11 protein-coding genes and 4 pseudogenes are annotated in these 15,238 nt (G+C 59.1%); 13 read left to right on the top strand and 2 right to left on the bottom strand.

Annotated elements, in window-relative coordinates; genetic code table 11:
• Positions 1-75 precede the first annotated feature (75 nt).
• A pseudogene (locus tag WS68_RS06570) lies at positions 76-360 on the bottom strand (IS6 family transposase); the annotation flags it as partial.
• 129 nt (positions 361-489) lie between these two features.
• Entirely contained in the window at positions 490-780 is a 291-nt protein-coding gene (locus WS68_RS06565) for a hypothetical protein (protein WP_059570033.1), read from the bottom strand.
• A 295-nt stretch (positions 781-1,075) separates the two neighbouring features.
• Here WS68_RS06565 and WS68_RS06560 point away from each other — a divergent pair, with 295 nt between their 5' ends.
• From WS68_RS06560 to WS68_RS06510, 13 genes and pseudogenes are all read left to right on the top strand, one after another.
• Positions 1,076-1,837 (top strand): SDR family oxidoreductase, encoded by a 762-nt coding sequence (locus WS68_RS06560; RefSeq protein ID WP_059570032.1) that lies wholly within the window; start codon positions 1,076-1,078, stop codon positions 1,835-1,837.
• A 43-nt stretch (positions 1,838-1,880) separates the two neighbouring features.
• Positions 1,881-2,723 (top strand): ureidoglycolate lyase, encoded by an 843-nt coding sequence (locus tag WS68_RS06555; protein ID WP_059570031.1) that lies wholly within the window; start codon positions 1,881-1,883, stop codon positions 2,721-2,723.
• Between the two features lie 25 nt (positions 2,724-2,748).
• The gene (locus WS68_RS06550) at positions 2,749-4,053 is read left to right on the top strand and encodes an L-fuconate dehydratase (protein WP_059570030.1); all 1,305 of its coding nucleotides are present in this window, start codon (positions 2,749-2,751) and stop codon (positions 4,051-4,053) included.
• A gap of 69 nt (positions 4,054-4,122) precedes the next feature.
• Entirely contained in the window at positions 4,123-4,899 is a 777-nt protein-coding gene (locus WS68_RS06545; RefSeq protein ID WP_059570029.1) for an SDR family oxidoreductase, read from the top strand.
• A gap of 32 nt (positions 4,900-4,931) precedes the next feature.
• Positions 4,932-5,273, top strand: a complete 342-nt coding sequence (locus WS68_RS06540) for an L-rhamnose mutarotase (protein WP_059570028.1) — start codon at positions 4,932-4,934, stop codon at positions 5,271-5,273.
• A gap of 38 nt (positions 5,274-5,311) precedes the next feature.
• The gene (gene fucP / locus WS68_RS06535; protein ID WP_059570027.1) at positions 5,312-6,577 is read left to right on the top strand and encodes an L-fucose:H+ symporter permease; all 1,266 of its coding nucleotides are present in this window, start codon (positions 5,312-5,314) and stop codon (positions 6,575-6,577) included.
• A 143-nt stretch (positions 6,578-6,720) separates the two neighbouring features.
• Positions 6,721-9,285 carry a right-handed parallel beta-helix repeat-containing protein gene (locus WS68_RS06530; protein WP_156429373.1) on the top strand — a complete coding sequence of 855 codons (2,565 nt, stop codon included), beginning with the start codon at positions 6,721-6,723 and terminating at the stop codon, positions 9,283-9,285.
• 125 nt (positions 9,286-9,410) lie between these two features.
• Positions 9,411-9,626 (top strand): annotated as a pseudogene (locus WS68_RS06525) (transposase); the annotation flags it as partial.
• Positions 9,584-10,324, top strand: coding sequence for a hypothetical protein (locus tag WS68_RS27315; protein ID WP_197419543.1), 741 nt, complete (start codon positions 9,584-9,586; stop codon positions 10,322-10,324). The pseudogene WS68_RS06525 and the gene WS68_RS27315, both read left to right, overlap by 43 nt.
• A gap of 374 nt (positions 10,325-10,698) precedes the next feature.
• Positions 10,699-12,558: an alpha-L-fucosidase gene (locus WS68_RS06520; protein WP_197419542.1), complete on the top strand. Its 1,860-nt coding sequence runs from the start codon at positions 10,699-10,701 to the stop codon at positions 12,556-12,558.
• A gap of 127 nt (positions 12,559-12,685) precedes the next feature.
• The gene (locus WS68_RS06515; protein WP_059570024.1) at positions 12,686-13,831 is read left to right on the top strand and encodes an alpha-hydroxy acid oxidase; all 1,146 of its coding nucleotides are present in this window, start codon (positions 12,686-12,688) and stop codon (positions 13,829-13,831) included.
• Positions 13,832-13,906: 75 nt separating this feature from the next.
• Positions 13,907-14,101: pseudogene (locus WS68_RS25760) on the top strand (transposase); the annotation flags it as partial.
• Between the two features lie 275 nt (positions 14,102-14,376).
• Positions 14,377-15,084, top strand: a pseudogene (locus tag WS68_RS06510) (esterase/lipase family protein); the annotation flags it as partial.
• Positions 15,085-15,238: the final 154 nt, after the last annotated feature.

Here is a 15,238-nt window from a genome sequence, read left to right as displayed (position 1 = left end):
TCAGCGCTTGATTCATCGTTCACATCGCAGCTTCATTGACGCACTCAGCATACCACCCGCCTTATTGCGACAGAACCAGGTTTCATCCATGCGCCAGCTTTTGCCGACCGGGCGCTTGTGGCGGCAAAATGCCTTCTCGAACAGCGACAGCAGCTTGATGACCCAGCGGTGCACGGTGGAGTGATCGACCTCCAGGCCGCGCTCTGCCATCATTTCTTCGAGGTTGCGCAGACTCAGCGAATAGGCCACGTACCAGCGCACGCACAGCAGGATCACGTCCAGCGGATAGTGCAGGCGCTTGAGCACCCTGGCGATTCCTACGGGCAGGTTCTTTCGCGGTATCTTCGTTGCAAGGCGCATCGGTGAGGGCTCAGTTCTTCGAAGTCGACCATTCTACTGGCCCTCCACTAATGCGACAGAACCTGGCGGCCGCGATGTAGTCGCGCACGTCGTCTCGATCTTGTTCCGCTTCGGGCGTCCAAATGATCCTCACGTGCCGGCCTCGTCGGCCTTTCGTAGCAATGTCGCTCGACGCGTGGCGGCATCGGCTTCGACTTCCTCATTGGAGCGGCCACGGCCGGCTCGCATCGAAATGCGCGCAGCTTCGACCTTGCGGCGCAGGAATTCATCGTATTCCCGCGTTTCGCGTTGACGCTGGACGAAATCGCGCATCAGCTCACGGACCACTTGGGACGCTGGCCGGTGCGTTGCTTCGGCTTCGGCCATGAAGGCGTCGCGCAACTCGGGTTCGAGCTTCATCGTGAAAACAGCTTTCGACATGGGCCACCTCGTTCATGCAGTAGATACTAACCGAGTATATACGGTGTAAGTATCTTGCGCGAGGGTTCTGTCGCCCTGGTTCACTCTCAGGGAACACCCTGACCAACACCCGCGGATTCAACGGCGAGCAAGGAAGTGTCCCACCTAGGGGAAATCCCTCTTCAAAAATCTGTTACTAGATCAACAGAACCTTATTAAAATTGGCCGGACCAATAGGCCAATGAGCCTATTGCATTTCTTCAATCGAATAGTAATTAATTGATTGGACCCTATTTATATCTCTGGAGATTAGCTGATGAGATTACAGGGCAAGCGGGCACTGGTCACAGCGGCCGGCCAAGGCATCGGCCGAGCCACTGCACTTGCCTTCGCACGCGAAGGAGCTAAGGTGCTGGCGACTGATGTCAACGCTGATGCGCTTGACGCTTTGATGGCTGACGCTGATCGAGCGAACGGTCTCCGCGTACGTCACCTGGATGTTACTGATGCCAACGAGATTGCTGTGCTCACACGAGAGGAGATTGGTTTCGATGTCCTATTTAACTGTGCGGGCTTCGTGCACCACGGTTCGCTGCTCGACTGCGACGAGCGCGTGTGGGCACTTTCATGGGAGTTAAACGTCACGTCGATGTATCGGCTGATCCGTGCGCTGCTACCGGCGATGAGCGAAGCGGGTGGTGGCTCAATCATCAACATGTCGTCGGCGGCATCGAGTGTCAAGGGTGTGCCAAACCGCTTCGTTTATGGCACTACCAAGGCAGCCGTGATCGGCATGACCAAGGCGATCGCAGCAGATTTCGTCGGCCAGCATATCCGCTGCAACGCGATCTGTCCCGGCACAGTTGAGTCGCCGTCGCTCGAGGCACGCATATCCGAGCAAGCGCGCAATCAGCAGACGACGGTAGATGCGGTACGGGCGGCCTTCACTGCGCGTCAGCCAATGGGACGCATCGGCACGGCCGACGAGATCGCTGCGCTGGCGGTCTATCTAGCGTCCGACGAATCGGCCTTTACTACTGGGGCGATCCACGTAATCGACGGCGGATGGTCGAACTGACGGCCGCGTCGCCAGCGCACTCTTTTTCTTACCGAACGCATTCATGAAACTACTCAGATACGGCGTCAAGCATCGCGAAAAACCCGGTCTGCTCGACGCGCAAGGCCGCATTCGCGACTTGTCGGGATACCTCGACGATCTCGCGGGTGCCGCGCTCGAACCCGCTTCTCTCGCGCGCCTGCGCAGCCTCGACCCGGCCAGCCTGCCGCTCGTCGACGAACAACCTCGCCTGGGCGCCTGCGTCGGACAGGTTGGCAAATTCATCTGCATCGGACTCAACTACTCGGACCACGCGGCCGAATCCGGCATGGAGATCCCTCCGGAGCCCGTGGTGTTCGGCAAATGGACCAGTTCGATCAGTGGCCCGAACGACGACGTCGAGATTCCGCGCGGATCGTCGAAGACTGACTGGGAAGTCGAACTTGGCGTCGTGATTGGCCGAGGCGGCCGCTACATTGATGAAGCGGAGGCGCTGTCGCACGTCGCGGGCTATTGTGTGGTGAATGACCTCTCCGAGCGGGAATACCAGCTCGAACGCGCGGGCACTTGGGACAAGGGCAAAGGCTGCGATACATTCGGCCCGATCGGGCCGTGGCTCGTGACCGCCGACGAGGTGCCTGATCCGCACCAGCTGGCGATGTGGCTCGATGTCGACGGCCATCGCTACCAACACGGTTCGACCGCGACAATGATCTTCCGCGTGCCGTTCCTGATCAGCTACCTGAGCCGCTTCATGAGCCTGCAGCCCGGCGACGTGATTTCGACCGGTACGCCGCCGGGGGTCGGCCTCGGCCAGAAGCCGCCCGTCTATCTCGCCGGCGGGCAGACGATCACGCTCGGCATTGACGGACTTGGCGAGCAGCGCCAGCGCACCGTCGCGGCATAAATCCCTCTCTTTCCCCATAATGACCATGACTCTGATTCGTTCGATGCGCGTATTGGACATCCGCTTCCCAACCTCCCGGCAACTGGACGGCTCCGACGCGATGAATCCCGATCCCGACTATTCGGCCGCCTACGTGATCCTGGGTACCGACCAGCCCGGCCTGGAAGGTCACGGGCTGACCTTCACGATCGGCCGTGGCAACGAAATCTGCTGCGCGGCGATCGAGGCGCTGCGACACCTGGTGGTAGGCCTCGACCTCGATACGATCCGCCAGGATCTTGGCGGCTTCTGGCGGCACGTCACGTCGGACAGTCAACTGCGATGGATCGGGCCGGACAAGGGCGCGATCCATCTCGCCACCGGCGCGGTGGTTAACGCGGTGTGGGACCTGCTGGCGAAGGAGGCGGGCAAGCCGCTGTGGCGCTTCGTGGCCGACCTGAGCCCGGAGGAACTGGTGCGGGCAATCGACTTTCGCTACCTGAGCGACTGCATCACCGAGCAGGACGCGCTCGCGCTGCTGCGCCGCCAGGCGCCGGGCAAGGCCGAACGGATCGTTGCGCTAGAGCGCGAAGGCTACCCCTGTTACACGACCTCGGCCGGCTGGCTTGGCTACAGCGACGACAAGCTGCGCCGGCTCTGCCGGGAAGCCGTGGACGCGGGCTTCGCGCACATCAAGCTGAAGGTCGGAGCCAATCTCGAAGACGATATCCGGCGCGTGAAGATCGCCCGCGAGGTAATCGGCCCGCACCGCAAGCTGATGATCGATGCGAACCAGGTTTGGGAGATCGGCGAGGCGATCGACTGGGTGCGCGAGCTGGCGTTCGCCCGACCGTGGTTCATCGAGGAGCCGACCAACCCCGACGACGTCGAGGGGCACCGCAAGATCCGCGCGGCCGTGGCGCCCGTGCAGGTCGCGACGGGCGAGATGTGCCAGAACCGCGTGCTGTTCAAGCAATTCATCATGCGCGGCGCGATCGACGTGGTGCAGATCGACGCGTGCCGGATCGGCGGCGTCAACGAAATCCTCGCGGTGCTGCTGATGGCGGCCAAGTACGGGCTGCCGGTGTGCCCGCACGCGGGCGGCGTCGGCCTGTGCGAATACGTACAACACCTGTCGATGATCGATTACGTCTGCATTTCGGGCACCCGCGAGGGACGCGTGATCGAATATGTCGACCATCTGCACGAACACTTCGTCGATCCGTGCGTGATCCGCCACGCGGCCTACGTGCCGCCGAGCGCGCCGGGCTTCTCGATCACGATGAAACCCGAGTCGCTGCGGCGCTACCAGTTCCGCGGCATGGCCACCCCCGAGGCCGCGCTCGCCTGAGCACCGCCCGGCACGACCCAACAACCGCGCCGACGAGCGCGGCACCCGCAGGCGAATGGAGAAGACAACGTGGATCTGAATCTGAAGGACAAGGTCGTGCTCGTCACAGGCGGCGGTGCCGGCATCGGCGGCGCGATCACGCTGCGGCTCGCCCATGAAGGCGCGATTCCGGTTGTGCTCGGCAAGAGCCCGCTGCACGACGCGTTCGCATCGCAACTGCGCGAGCTGCAGCCGCGCGCGCGGTTCGTCCAGCTGAACCTGGTCGACGACGCGCGATGCCGGGACGCGGTCGCGCAGACAATCGAGGCGTTCGGCCGGCTCGACGGCCTCGTCAACAACGCTGGCATCAACGACAGCGTCGGTCTCGACGCGGGGAGGTCGGCGTTCGTCCAGTCGCTCGAGCAGAACCTGATCCACTATTACGTGATGGCGCACTACTGCGCGCCGCACCTCAAGGCGAGCCGGGGCGCGATCGTCAACATCTCGTCGAAGACCGCGATCACGGGCCAAGGCGGCACGAGCGGCTATTGCGCGTCGAAGGGCGCGCAGCTGTCGCTCACGCGCGAATGGGCGGCCTCGTTCGCGGACGACGGCGTGCGCGTCAACGCCGTGATCCCCGCCGAGGTGATGACGCCGCTCTACGCGCACTGGATCGAGAGCTTCGACGATCCGCAGGCGAAGCTCGCGGCGATCACGCGTAAGATTCCGCTCGGCAAGCGCATGACGACGGCCGACGAGATCGCCGCCACCGCCGTGTTCCTGCTGTCCGACCAGGCGTCGCACACCACCGGCCAGTGGCTATTCGTGGACGGCGGCTACACCCATCTCGATCGCGCGCTGACCTGAGCGATCCCCCACGCGTCACGAGGAAGCACACCATGCGGCATTGCCTCGCGCTGGACCTGAAGGACGATCCCGAGTCGATCGCCCGTTACGAAGCCCATCACGTCCGGATCTGGCCGGAGATCGCCGCGCACCTGCGCGTTCACGGCGTGCGCGTCATGGAGATCTACCGGCTCGGGACGCGCCTCGCGATGTGGATGGAAACCGACGACGCGTCGTTCGACGCGGACCGCTTCGCCGCCGCGACGCGCGACACCCCGGCGGTGCGCGAATGGGAAGCGCTGATGGACACATTCCAGACGCCCACGCCCTGGACTCCCGCCGGCGAGAAGTGGACGCCGATGCACAGGATTTTCGATCTCGCGCGGCAGCCGTGACGGCGCCGCCCGATTCCCCATCCGAAGGAAGCCGCACCATGCAGCCGTATTCCGACACCCCCCCGGCGCCGCTCGGTGCCACGCAGCGCAGCGCCAACCTGCGTACCGCGCTGATCCTCGTCACCACCCTGTTCTTCATGTGGGGGCTGTCCTATGGGCTGCTCGACGTGCTGAACAAGCATTTTCAGGAAACTCTGCACGTGAGCAAGGCGCAGTCGGGGCTGCTGCAGGCCGCCTACTTCGGCGCGTACTTCCTGATGGCGATGCCGGCCGCGCTGCTGATGGAGCGCTTTGGCTACAAGAAGGGCATCCTGTTTGGGCTCGCGCTGTACGCGATCGGCGCGCTGCTGTTCATCCCCGCATCGGGCGCGGCGAGCTTCCCGGTCTTCCTGTTCGCGCTGTTCGTGATCGCAAGCGGCCTCGGCTGCCTCGAAACTGCCGCCAATCCCTACGTCACGTTGCTGGGCAAACCCGAGAGCGCCGAACGCCGCCTCAATCTGTCCCAGTCGTTCAACGGGCTCGGCGGCTTTCTGGGGCCGATCATTGGCGGGATGTTCTTCTTTTCCTCCGGCGTCTCCGACAGCGACGAGCTGGGCTCGGTGAAGATGATCTACGTGATCATCGCGGGCGTGGTGCTGCTGATCATGGCGCTATTCGTCCGCACGCCGATGCCGGAGATCCGCGACGCCGCGCCCGCGGCCGCGAGCGATGCCGCCCGGCCGCTGCTGCGGCAGCGTCACTTCCTCTACGGCGTCGCCACGCAGTTCTTCTACGTCGCCGCGCAGGTGGGCGTGGGCGCGTTCTTCATCAACTACGCGGTCGATCACTGGCCGGGCGTCACGTCGCAGCGCGCGTCGTTCCTGCTGTCGATCGGTATGCTGTGCTTCATGCTGGGGCGTTTCGCCAGCACCGCGCTGATGGGCCGCATCGCGCCGAGCAGGATGCTGACGATCTACGCGCTCGCCAACATCGCGCTGGCGCTGGTCGTCGTCGCGGCCGTGCCCATTCTCTCGGTCGTCGCGCTGATCGCGATGTTCTTCTTCATGTCGATCATGTTTCCAACGATCTTCGCGCTCGGCGTGAAGGATCTCGGCGCCAACACAAAGCGCGGCGCGTCGTTCCAAGTGATGGCGATTGTCGGCGGTGCGCTGATGCCGTATGTGATGGGCCGCGTAGCGGATGGGAGCGGCACGGCGACGTCGTATCTGTTGCCCGCGGCGTGCTTCGTGGTCGTGGCGTGGTTTGGCTGGAAGGGGCACAGGGTTAGCGGCTCACCGGCACGGGTTGAGCTGAATAGTAGATAGCTGATCGAATAGTTTTGGTTTGTTTAACTCGTATTATTTCGCATACCTTATTTATATGAAATTGAATATTCGCAGATGTTGGATCATTTGAAATCCATTAAAGATAGATAAACGTAAAACTGATTGTCTATAGGGGGTATACGATGAATTCGCTTACCAGTTGTAAGAATCGTCATACGCCGGTATCGTCGATCGCGATGTCCAGATTGCTTGGCGGGATTGTCGTATGCGTCAGCATCACATTGGCGGGTTGTGGTGCGGATGGAGGTAGCGGCGATCCAGTTGTTGCCTTCAGGTCGATCAGTGCCGCCGTGCCGGTCGCGGGCGCTAGTGTGCTGTACGCGAGCCCGTCCGGGTCCGGTTCGGATTGTTCGCAGGGCGCGCCCTGCGATCTGAACGGCGCGCAGCAAAAGGTTAGGCAGTTGCGGGCGGCCGGCACCGTCGATGTGCAGGTTCAGCTCGCCGACGGTACCTACCGGCTGCCGGGTACGTGGACATTCGGTGCAGCCGATTCGGGAATGGCAGGTCACCCGGTCGTATGGACAGCCATGACCGGCGCGCATCCGGTGATCTCCGGCGCTATTCAGGTCACGGGATGGTCGCAATCCGGGACGAGCGGAACCTGGTCTGCCTCGGTGCCCGCCGGCAGCAACGCCCGACAGTTGTACATCGACGGCGCGCAAGCACTGGTGGCACAGCAAACCCCCGACCAACTGGGCTTCACCGGGGGCTGGACTAGTACCTCGACCGGCTACGACATCAAGGTCGACCCTGTCGCCACAGCCTGGTTCGCCAAACTGAGCGCGGCCCAGGTTGCCAACGTCGAGTTCACCTATGCGCAAGGCAACGGCGCATGGACCGAATCGCGATGCCGAGTCGCCAGCTATTCGAACGGCACGCTCACGATGGCGCAACCGTGCTGGACCAATGTCGCGTATCGCTCGTACACCACGAATCTCGTTCCTCAACTCACCGGCGGCTTGCCGCCACTGGCGGCCAACACGATGCCGTCGTCGATCGAGAATGCGCTGTCGCTGATCCAGCCTGGCCAGTGGTTTCTGGATACCGCTGCCCATAGGCTCTACTACCAGCCCATCCCGGGACAGAAGGTGGCGAGCCTGGACGTCGAGCTTCCGCAGCTGGAAGCGCTTGTCCAGGGCGCGGGGTCGCTCGCGAACCCGTTGCATGACGTGACCTTCTCCGGCCTGCAGTTTTCCTATGCGACTTGGAGCGACCCATCGACATCGGTCGGGTTCGCCGATGTGCAAAGCAACTTGCGGATGACGACTGCCGACGGCAGACAGGGCCTGTGCAGTTTCTCCTCGCCCGCCGGCTCCTGCCCGTGGGGCGCGCTGACTCAGCCGCTGGCCAACGTCAGCTTTACCGGAGCGAACAACATCACGATCAGCGGGAATCGCTTCATCAACCTGGGGGGAGCGGGGCTCGCGTTCAAGTACGGCTCCTCGAACAACGTGATCCAGAACAATGAGTTCGCCTCCATCGCGTCGACCGGGATCATGATGGGCTGTACCTACGATCCGACGCCGATCCCCGTCAACGGCCAAGCCGCAACCAGCCCCGCGCTCATCAAGCAGAACTGTAATCCGAACCCGGCACTGGTGGCGAACGACGTGATCGGCTCGAACGAGATCATGACCAACAATAGAATCGTCGGCAATCTGATTCATAACATTGGAACCGACTACCACTCCGCCTGCGGGATCACCTTGCTGTTCGGCCAGAAAACCACCGTGACGCAAAACGAGATTCATGACGTTCCTTACACGGCGATCACGGCGGGCGTCATCCAGGGACATGTCGACAACGCCAGTCATCCGCAGAATTCCGTCAACATCAACGGCAGCAATACCATCAGCAACAATCTGCTGCATGACTACATGGCAGGGCTCGCGGATGGTGGTGCAATTTATATCGAGGGGCATCAGGCACAATACCAGTATCAAGCCAACGGCACCACGATCGATCCGGTGGCAACTTTGGCCCATGGCATGCAGGCGACTGGAAACGTGGCTTACAACGGCAACAGCACGGATTTCACCTTCTACGACGACGCGGGATCCGAGTGGATCAACTGGGCAGGCAATGCCGCTTACAACGCCGGCGCCAACAGCCAAGGCGGATGCCAGGCCACCGGCCATTTCTGGATCACCGGCAATTACTTCTCGGCGCCTGCGGGGGTCTACGATTGCGCGTCGGCAATCGATACTCACAGTAGCGCGAACGTGACGATCGCGTCGAGAGCGGATGTGCCGTCGTCCGTGCTCAACAGCGCCGGCCGGCAAGGGATCCAGGGGGCGATTTCCGAAAGCAGTCCGAACGGCCGGCTTGGCGATAACGCGTCGCAAATCGCTTACTCCGGATCGTGGCAACGCATTGACTCCCGGCCCGGGTACGACTATCTCAGGGATCTCCATTTCACCACCGTCAACAATGACACGATGACCATCCCATTCAATGGAACGGCCATCCAGATCTTCGGCGAACAATATACCGACCAGGGCAATCTGGGCATCAGCATCGACGGCGGTGCGCAGCAAATAGTCAGCACCGTTCCCGCGGACGGAAAGCGGCATTCGAATGTCGCCGTGTATACGTCCCCCTTGCTGACCCGCGGGCAACACACCCTTACGGTGACCAAGTTGTCCGGTACCTATGCCACTATGAATGGAGCCTATATCTTCCCCTAAGAGACGGTTTTATAAAGGCTGCTTGATCTGCTGCAAGGTGTTCCAGCAGATCAAGCAGCAGCCTAGGGTCTGTTTACATTCAATGAAATGTGTATACATCTTGTCTTTTGCTTGAGCAGGCCAAGATGATTCGAACGTTACTGAGCGACGAGGTATGGGCACGAATCGAATCGGTGTTGCCGAGCAAGGAAGGCGATCCAAGGCGAACGGCGACCGACAATCGCTGGTTTATCGAAGCGGTTCTGCGGATTGGCCGAACGGGCTGCCCGTGGCGCGATCTGCCGAAGGAATTCGGACGATGGCATACGGTGTACATGCGCTTCTCTCGGTGGCGTCGCAAATGATAAGCAATCCATCCATCTGGAACCTAGACGCAGTGGACAGGACCGTGATCCAGTTCAATCGCTTCCGTTGTGATCGCGGCTGGTCAATTGATTTCGACGACGGCACTACGAATTATCTAGTTCAAAACAATGTTTTGTTGGCAACCACTCAGGTGCAATCGAACAACGATCTTTCCGGTGGTTTGAAATTTCGCGAGAGATTTACTCGAATGGGAAAGAACAACATCATCTTGAATCGATGGTTCTATCCACAGGTCTGGTTTGCAAACAGCGGCGATGTGTTCACAAACAACATTACGATGAGCACGCATGATCCCAACTACATCTATGCGGCAGGTAAACTTATCGACCGGAATTTGTTCATGACCGACGCCGATCTCAGAGCGCCACGAGCACTGGAATCTGGTGCGTGGGATATTCATTCTTTTACCGGGAGTCCGATGTTCGCGAATCCAGCGGTTGGTGATTACAGTGTGCCGCCCAATTCCCCAGCCGTGACAAAGATTGGCTTTGTTAGCTTTGAGACCACTAAAGTCGGTGTACAAAATGCGGCACTCAAGACTAAAGCAAAGACTTCTGATTTTCCCACGCTCGATTTTCCGGGTCGTCTCAACAAACTTCGGATAAAACGACTTTGCTTGGTGCGACGGTCGAATCGATCATCGGACAAGCACAGCAGTCTGCATTCGGAATAGGGCAGAACGCCGTCAAGGTCGGCCCGGTACAGTCAACTAGTCTTGCGGCTTGGCCGGATTGCAAGCATATGATGCCATCACTGGCGTGATTGTCGGGAGTTCGGTGACGCCAATCACATCTGTTAGTGATTTTTCCAACGTGATCAAACAGGCGAATGGTGGCAATTTGATACTACAAATCTATCGGAACTAGGCGCCGAGGACGCTGGTACTTCAGACTGGTTGATCAAACTTATCGCCTGAGTTTCTCGCGCGCCACTGTTTACACTGGAAGATGCAGTATGAATCGCGGCAGGCCGAGAGATACAACACGATCCCATTGCTTTATCCACAATAATGACGCCAAAACCAAGCAATTTAAGAAGGAGTTACAGATGAATCATTGCACCCGAAATTTACTTGTTGCTATTGCTTGTGCAACTGCATTTGGTGCGCATGCCCAGGTATCCCAAAGTGGCCCCAATCCTATCGCGCTCACGAGCGGTGCCTCGACCGATGTTACTCAGGTACTGATGGGAACGGCGGCCGCGCGGGCGTCGGATATGTCCGTGAATACGCAGGATCCCAGAAAAAACTTCTGGGTTCAAAATTTCCTGACAAGCGCTGATTATCTTTCATGGACAGTCAATTCGCCGACTGCTGCAACCTATCATGTGTTCGCGCTACTCAATGCGAGCGCGGGGCAAAGATTCACTGTCACCGACGATAAAAGTCCCGTACAGATCGGCTTCAGCGCATCTGGCGACTGGGACAGGATATCCGTTGGTACGCTGACACTACCGGCGGGGGCCAGCACGATCAAATTGCAACGCAGCGGCACGCTGACGGGCGATGCCCAAGTGAAATCGCTAGAGCTCATCAGCGATGCCGACTATGCCGCCTATCTCCGCCGAGTCGCGAATGCGCGCGGCAATACCTCATGGCTCGCCAGCGCGAAATACGGGCTGTTCTTCCAATACGGATCCTGGGGTTTTCCCAATAACGTCGGAGTGGCGAAATCACTGAATCAGCAGGCTGCCGACTTCGACGTGCCTTCCTTCGTCCAAATGGTGAAGGACACGGGTGCCCAGTATGTGATCTGGTCGTTTAGTTGGTGGAATTTCAAGCCGGACATGACTAACACTTCGCTCGGCAACTTAATGGGCAGCGGCTACACATCACAGCGGAATCTCATTGCAGAGATCGCCGCAGCGCTGAAGCAGAATGGCATACGGTTCGCGCTCTATTACCATGCCGGCTACGAGGATTCGGGTTGGTGGTCCAAGCAGAACTTTCCATCTACTTACTCTTCGACCGGCACCGGTGATCGTTCCACGTTCTTCGGCAACTGGAAGGCCGTGGTAACCGACATCGGTAACACGCTGGGTGCTAACCTCGACGCTTTCTTCTTTGACGACGGCGCAGTGTTCTACTACCCGGCGCCATTCGAAGCGCTTGAGAATGCCGCTCGGTCTGGCAATTCCGCCCGGTTGATTTCGTGGAACTCTTGGGTCATGCCGCGGGTGACCGATTTCCAGGACGTGTATTTCGGCGAGGGGTCCGACGGAAGAGCAACGACTGGCAGCGCACCCGTGGGTGGCAACGGAATTTTCGTGTCAGGCCCTCAAGCTGGTCTGCTCCAGCATGGCATGATGACTATGGAATCCGACGGTCAGTGGGGAATTCACCAGCAAAATCAGAAGATCGGCACTACCGCGATCTCGTCTACACAGGCCGCTTCACTGGTGAAGTCCGCGTCGGCCAGAAACGTACCGCTGTCGTTCAATCTGGAAATGTACGAGGATGGCAGCACCAGCGACAGTACGCTGGCCGCGTTGTACGGCCTTCGCAACACAGTCTACGGCACGGCTATGCAGGCACCGACCTGGACGACATACAACGACAGTTGGACGTCGATCGCTTACTCGGGGAACTGGCGGGTCGCATCGAATCGCGGTGCAGGCGATTACAACAACGATGTGCACTACACCACGGCCAATGGCGATTCGTTGACGGTAACCTTCACCGGAACAGGTGTCATCCTGTATGGTCCGATGTCGCCGAGTGATGGACAGGCATCCGTGATGCTGGATGGCACAAGCCCTTCGACGATCAACGCTGTCTACAGTGGAACTTACACGCCACAGCAACACCTGATCGAGTATTCACATCTAAGTTCGGGAACCCACACGCTGAAGATCACGAAGACAGGTGGCGCATACTTGCAGATTGACGCGGTTTCTATTGCGAACTAGGAAATCCATTCGGAAAGACATTGGATGTTTTTTGAACGAATCAGGATTGAGCTTGGGAGGCAGATTTCGACGAGATCTGCCGCCTTAAAATCGGGAAGCGGACCATCTGCTGAATGGAGCGTGACGGATGCGACTGAAAAATTGTCACAATTTTCACGATTTTCGTGAACTGGCAAAAAGGAGGCTGCCAAGGCCGATTTTTAATTACATCGATGGAGCAGCCGATGACGAAGTCACTTATCGGCGTAACACGAGTTCTTTTGATACCTGTGATTTGGTACCAAAAGTTTTGCGTGGCGTGAGTGATGTGGACATGTCCGTGACGATTATGGGACAAAAGCTCGGGATGCCAGTTTATTGTTCACCCACGGCACTGCAACGACTATTTCATCACCAGGGCGAGAAAGCTGTCGCGGCTGCAGCTGCAAAATTCGATACGATGTTTGGAGTTTCATCACTGGGAACAGTGAGCCTTGAAGAAGCACGCCAGATTTGTGATGGACCACAGGTCTATCAATTCTATTTCCATAAGGATCGGAATCTTAATCGCGAGATGATGGTTCGCTCCAAGCAGGCTGGCGTGAACGTTATGATGTTGACAGTCGATAGTATTACTGGCGGCAATCGCGAACGGGATAAACGTACCGGCTTCTCGATTCCATTCAAATTGAATCTCGCAGGTTTAATTCAGTTTGCGATGAAGCCTGAGTGGGCGATTAATTATCTCATTCACGAACCATTCCGGCTGCCTCAGCTCGAAGGTCATGTTGACATCAGCGGTGGCGCGATGTCGATAAGCCGTTACTTCACTGAAATGCTGGATTCGTCGATGTCGTGGGATGATGTAGCCCGGATGGTCCAAGAGTGGAATGGACAGTTTTGTTTGAAAGGTGTTATTTCGATCGAAGACGCCCGAAGAGCGGTCGAAGTCGGTTGCACTGGTATTGTGCTTTCAAACCATGGTGGGAGGCAGCTTGATGGTTCGCGTTCAGCTTTCGATCAGCTTTCTGAGGTTGTCGATGCAGTTGGCGACAAGATTGATGTGATGATGGACGGAGGCGTTCAACGTGGTTCTCATGTGCTTAAAGCGCTATCGTTGGGCGCAAAAGCGGTTGGGCTCGGCCGTTATTATCTTTTTCCACTCGCTGTGGCCGGCCAGGCCGGCGTCGAGCGTGCGCTGCAATTGATGCGGGAGGAGATCGAACGGGATATGAAACTGATGGGATGCACTACAATTTCGCAGCTTGCGCGGAATAATCTTCGTTTTCGCTAGCGCCGGTGATGAAGTAGGGGAGGCTTCAGAAAACGGAAAATATTGCACGCTAAGAGTCGCTAACACAACCTAGACGTGAAGCTGCGAACGCCGTATCGTCTGCGGCATGCTCTGATTCCGGAGTTCACTCCCTCGCCCAAGGGCGGACGGCGACGCACGGTCGATGACCGAGCTGCGCTCAACGGCATCCTGTATGTGCTGCAAACCGGTATCCCGTGGGAAGACCTCCCGCAAGAACTGGGCTTCGGCAGTGGCATGACGTGTTGGCGATGCTGCGTCGGCTGCGCGAGCACGACCAGATCGATTGGGAGCAATCAGGCGTTCGGACGACGGTAGCATCGCGTCCCGGCCGGCCTTAGCGTGCAATATTTTCCGTTTTCTGAAGCCTCCCCATTCTGGATGAACTTGGATATTTACCCTTCAGCCAGGCCGGCGGCGCACTGCTGTTCCAACTTCCACATTCGACACACGCGGTCCGTGCGATGCGACGTGCGTGTCGATCCGGTGTCATTCGCACCGGCAGTACAATAATCAGGAGAACATGTATGGCCAGATCGATGCATTCCAGGGTAATGGCAGGGGCAGTAGCATGCGCGATGAGCGTCGCGCCGTTCGCGGGGACCACCGCGCTGATGACGCTCGCGACAACGCACACGGCGATGGCGGCAACCGCGCCAGCCGACGACTATGCGACGACACGCTATCCGATCATTCTCGTGCACGGGCTGACCGGCACCGACAAGTATGCTGGCGTACTCGAGTACTGGTACGGCATCCAGGAGGATCTGCAGCAGCATGGTGCGACCGTCTACGTCGCGAACCTGTCGGGGTTCCAGAGCGACGACGGCCCGAACGGGCGCGGCGAACAGTTGCTCGCTTACGTGAAGACGGTGCTTGCGGCGACGGGGGCGACCAAGGTCAATCTCGTCGGCCACAGCCAGGGCGGCCTCACGTCGCGCTATGTCGCAACCGTCGCGCCCGATCTCGTCGCATCGGTGACGACGATCGGCACGCCGCATCGCGGCTCCGAGTTAGCCGACCTCGTGCAGAACGTGCTCGCGTACGATCCGACCGGGCTTTCGTCATCGGTGATTGCCGCGTTCGCCAATGCGTTCGGAATCCTGACGAGCAGCAACCACAACACGAACCAGGATGCGTTTGCCGCGCTGCAGACGGTGACGACCGCACGCGCTGCCACGTACAACCAGAACTATCCGAGCGCGGGCCTCGGTGTGCCGGGCAGTTGCCAGACTGCGGATTTCGGTGATGGTGATCAGCCGTTTCGGCGAACGTGATCAGTCTGGAAGGTGGTGTTGCGCGGTCAATGGATGGTTCTGTCGCAATAAGGCGGGTGGTATGCTGAGTGCGTCAATGAAGCTGCGATGTGAACGATGAATCAAGCGCTGA

The organism is Burkholderia sp. TSV86, from assembly GCF_001522865.1.
In the GTDB taxonomy this organism is placed as follows: domain Bacteria; phylum Pseudomonadota; class Gammaproteobacteria; order Burkholderiales; family Burkholderiaceae; genus Burkholderia.
The sequence above is the reverse complement of the archived record's forward strand: the minus strand, read 5'-3'. Positions and strand labels throughout refer to the sequence as shown.

Coding starts and splice junctions, on each gene's coding strand:
- WS68_RS06555 (WP_059570031.1), top strand. CDS start 1,881: ATGAAACTACTCAGATACGGCGTCAAGCATCGCGAAAAACCCGGTCTG.
- WS68_RS06565 (WP_059570033.1), bottom strand. CDS start 780: ATGTCGAAAGCTGTTTTCACGATGAAGCTCGAACCCGAGTTGCGCGAC.
- WS68_RS27315 (WP_197419543.1), top strand. CDS start 9,584: ATGGCATACGGTGTACATGCGCTTCTCTCGGTGGCGTCGCAAATGATA.
- WS68_RS06530 (WP_156429373.1), top strand. CDS start 6,721: ATGAATTCGCTTACCAGTTGTAAGAATCGTCATACGCCGGTATCGTCG.
- WS68_RS06560 (WP_059570032.1), top strand. CDS start 1,076: ATGAGATTACAGGGCAAGCGGGCACTGGTCACAGCGGCCGGCCAAGGC.
- fucP (WP_059570027.1), top strand. CDS start 5,312: ATGCAGCCGTATTCCGACACCCCCCCGGCGCCGCTCGGTGCCACGCAG.
- WS68_RS06550 (WP_059570030.1), top strand. CDS start 2,749: ATGACTCTGATTCGTTCGATGCGCGTATTGGACATCCGCTTCCCAACC.
- WS68_RS06515 (WP_059570024.1), top strand. CDS start 12,686: ATGCGACTGAAAAATTGTCACAATTTTCACGATTTTCGTGAACTGGCA.
- WS68_RS06540 (WP_059570028.1), top strand. CDS start 4,932: ATGCGGCATTGCCTCGCGCTGGACCTGAAGGACGATCCCGAGTCGATC.
- WS68_RS06520 (WP_197419542.1), top strand. CDS start 10,699: ATGAATCATTGCACCCGAAATTTACTTGTTGCTATTGCTTGTGCAACT.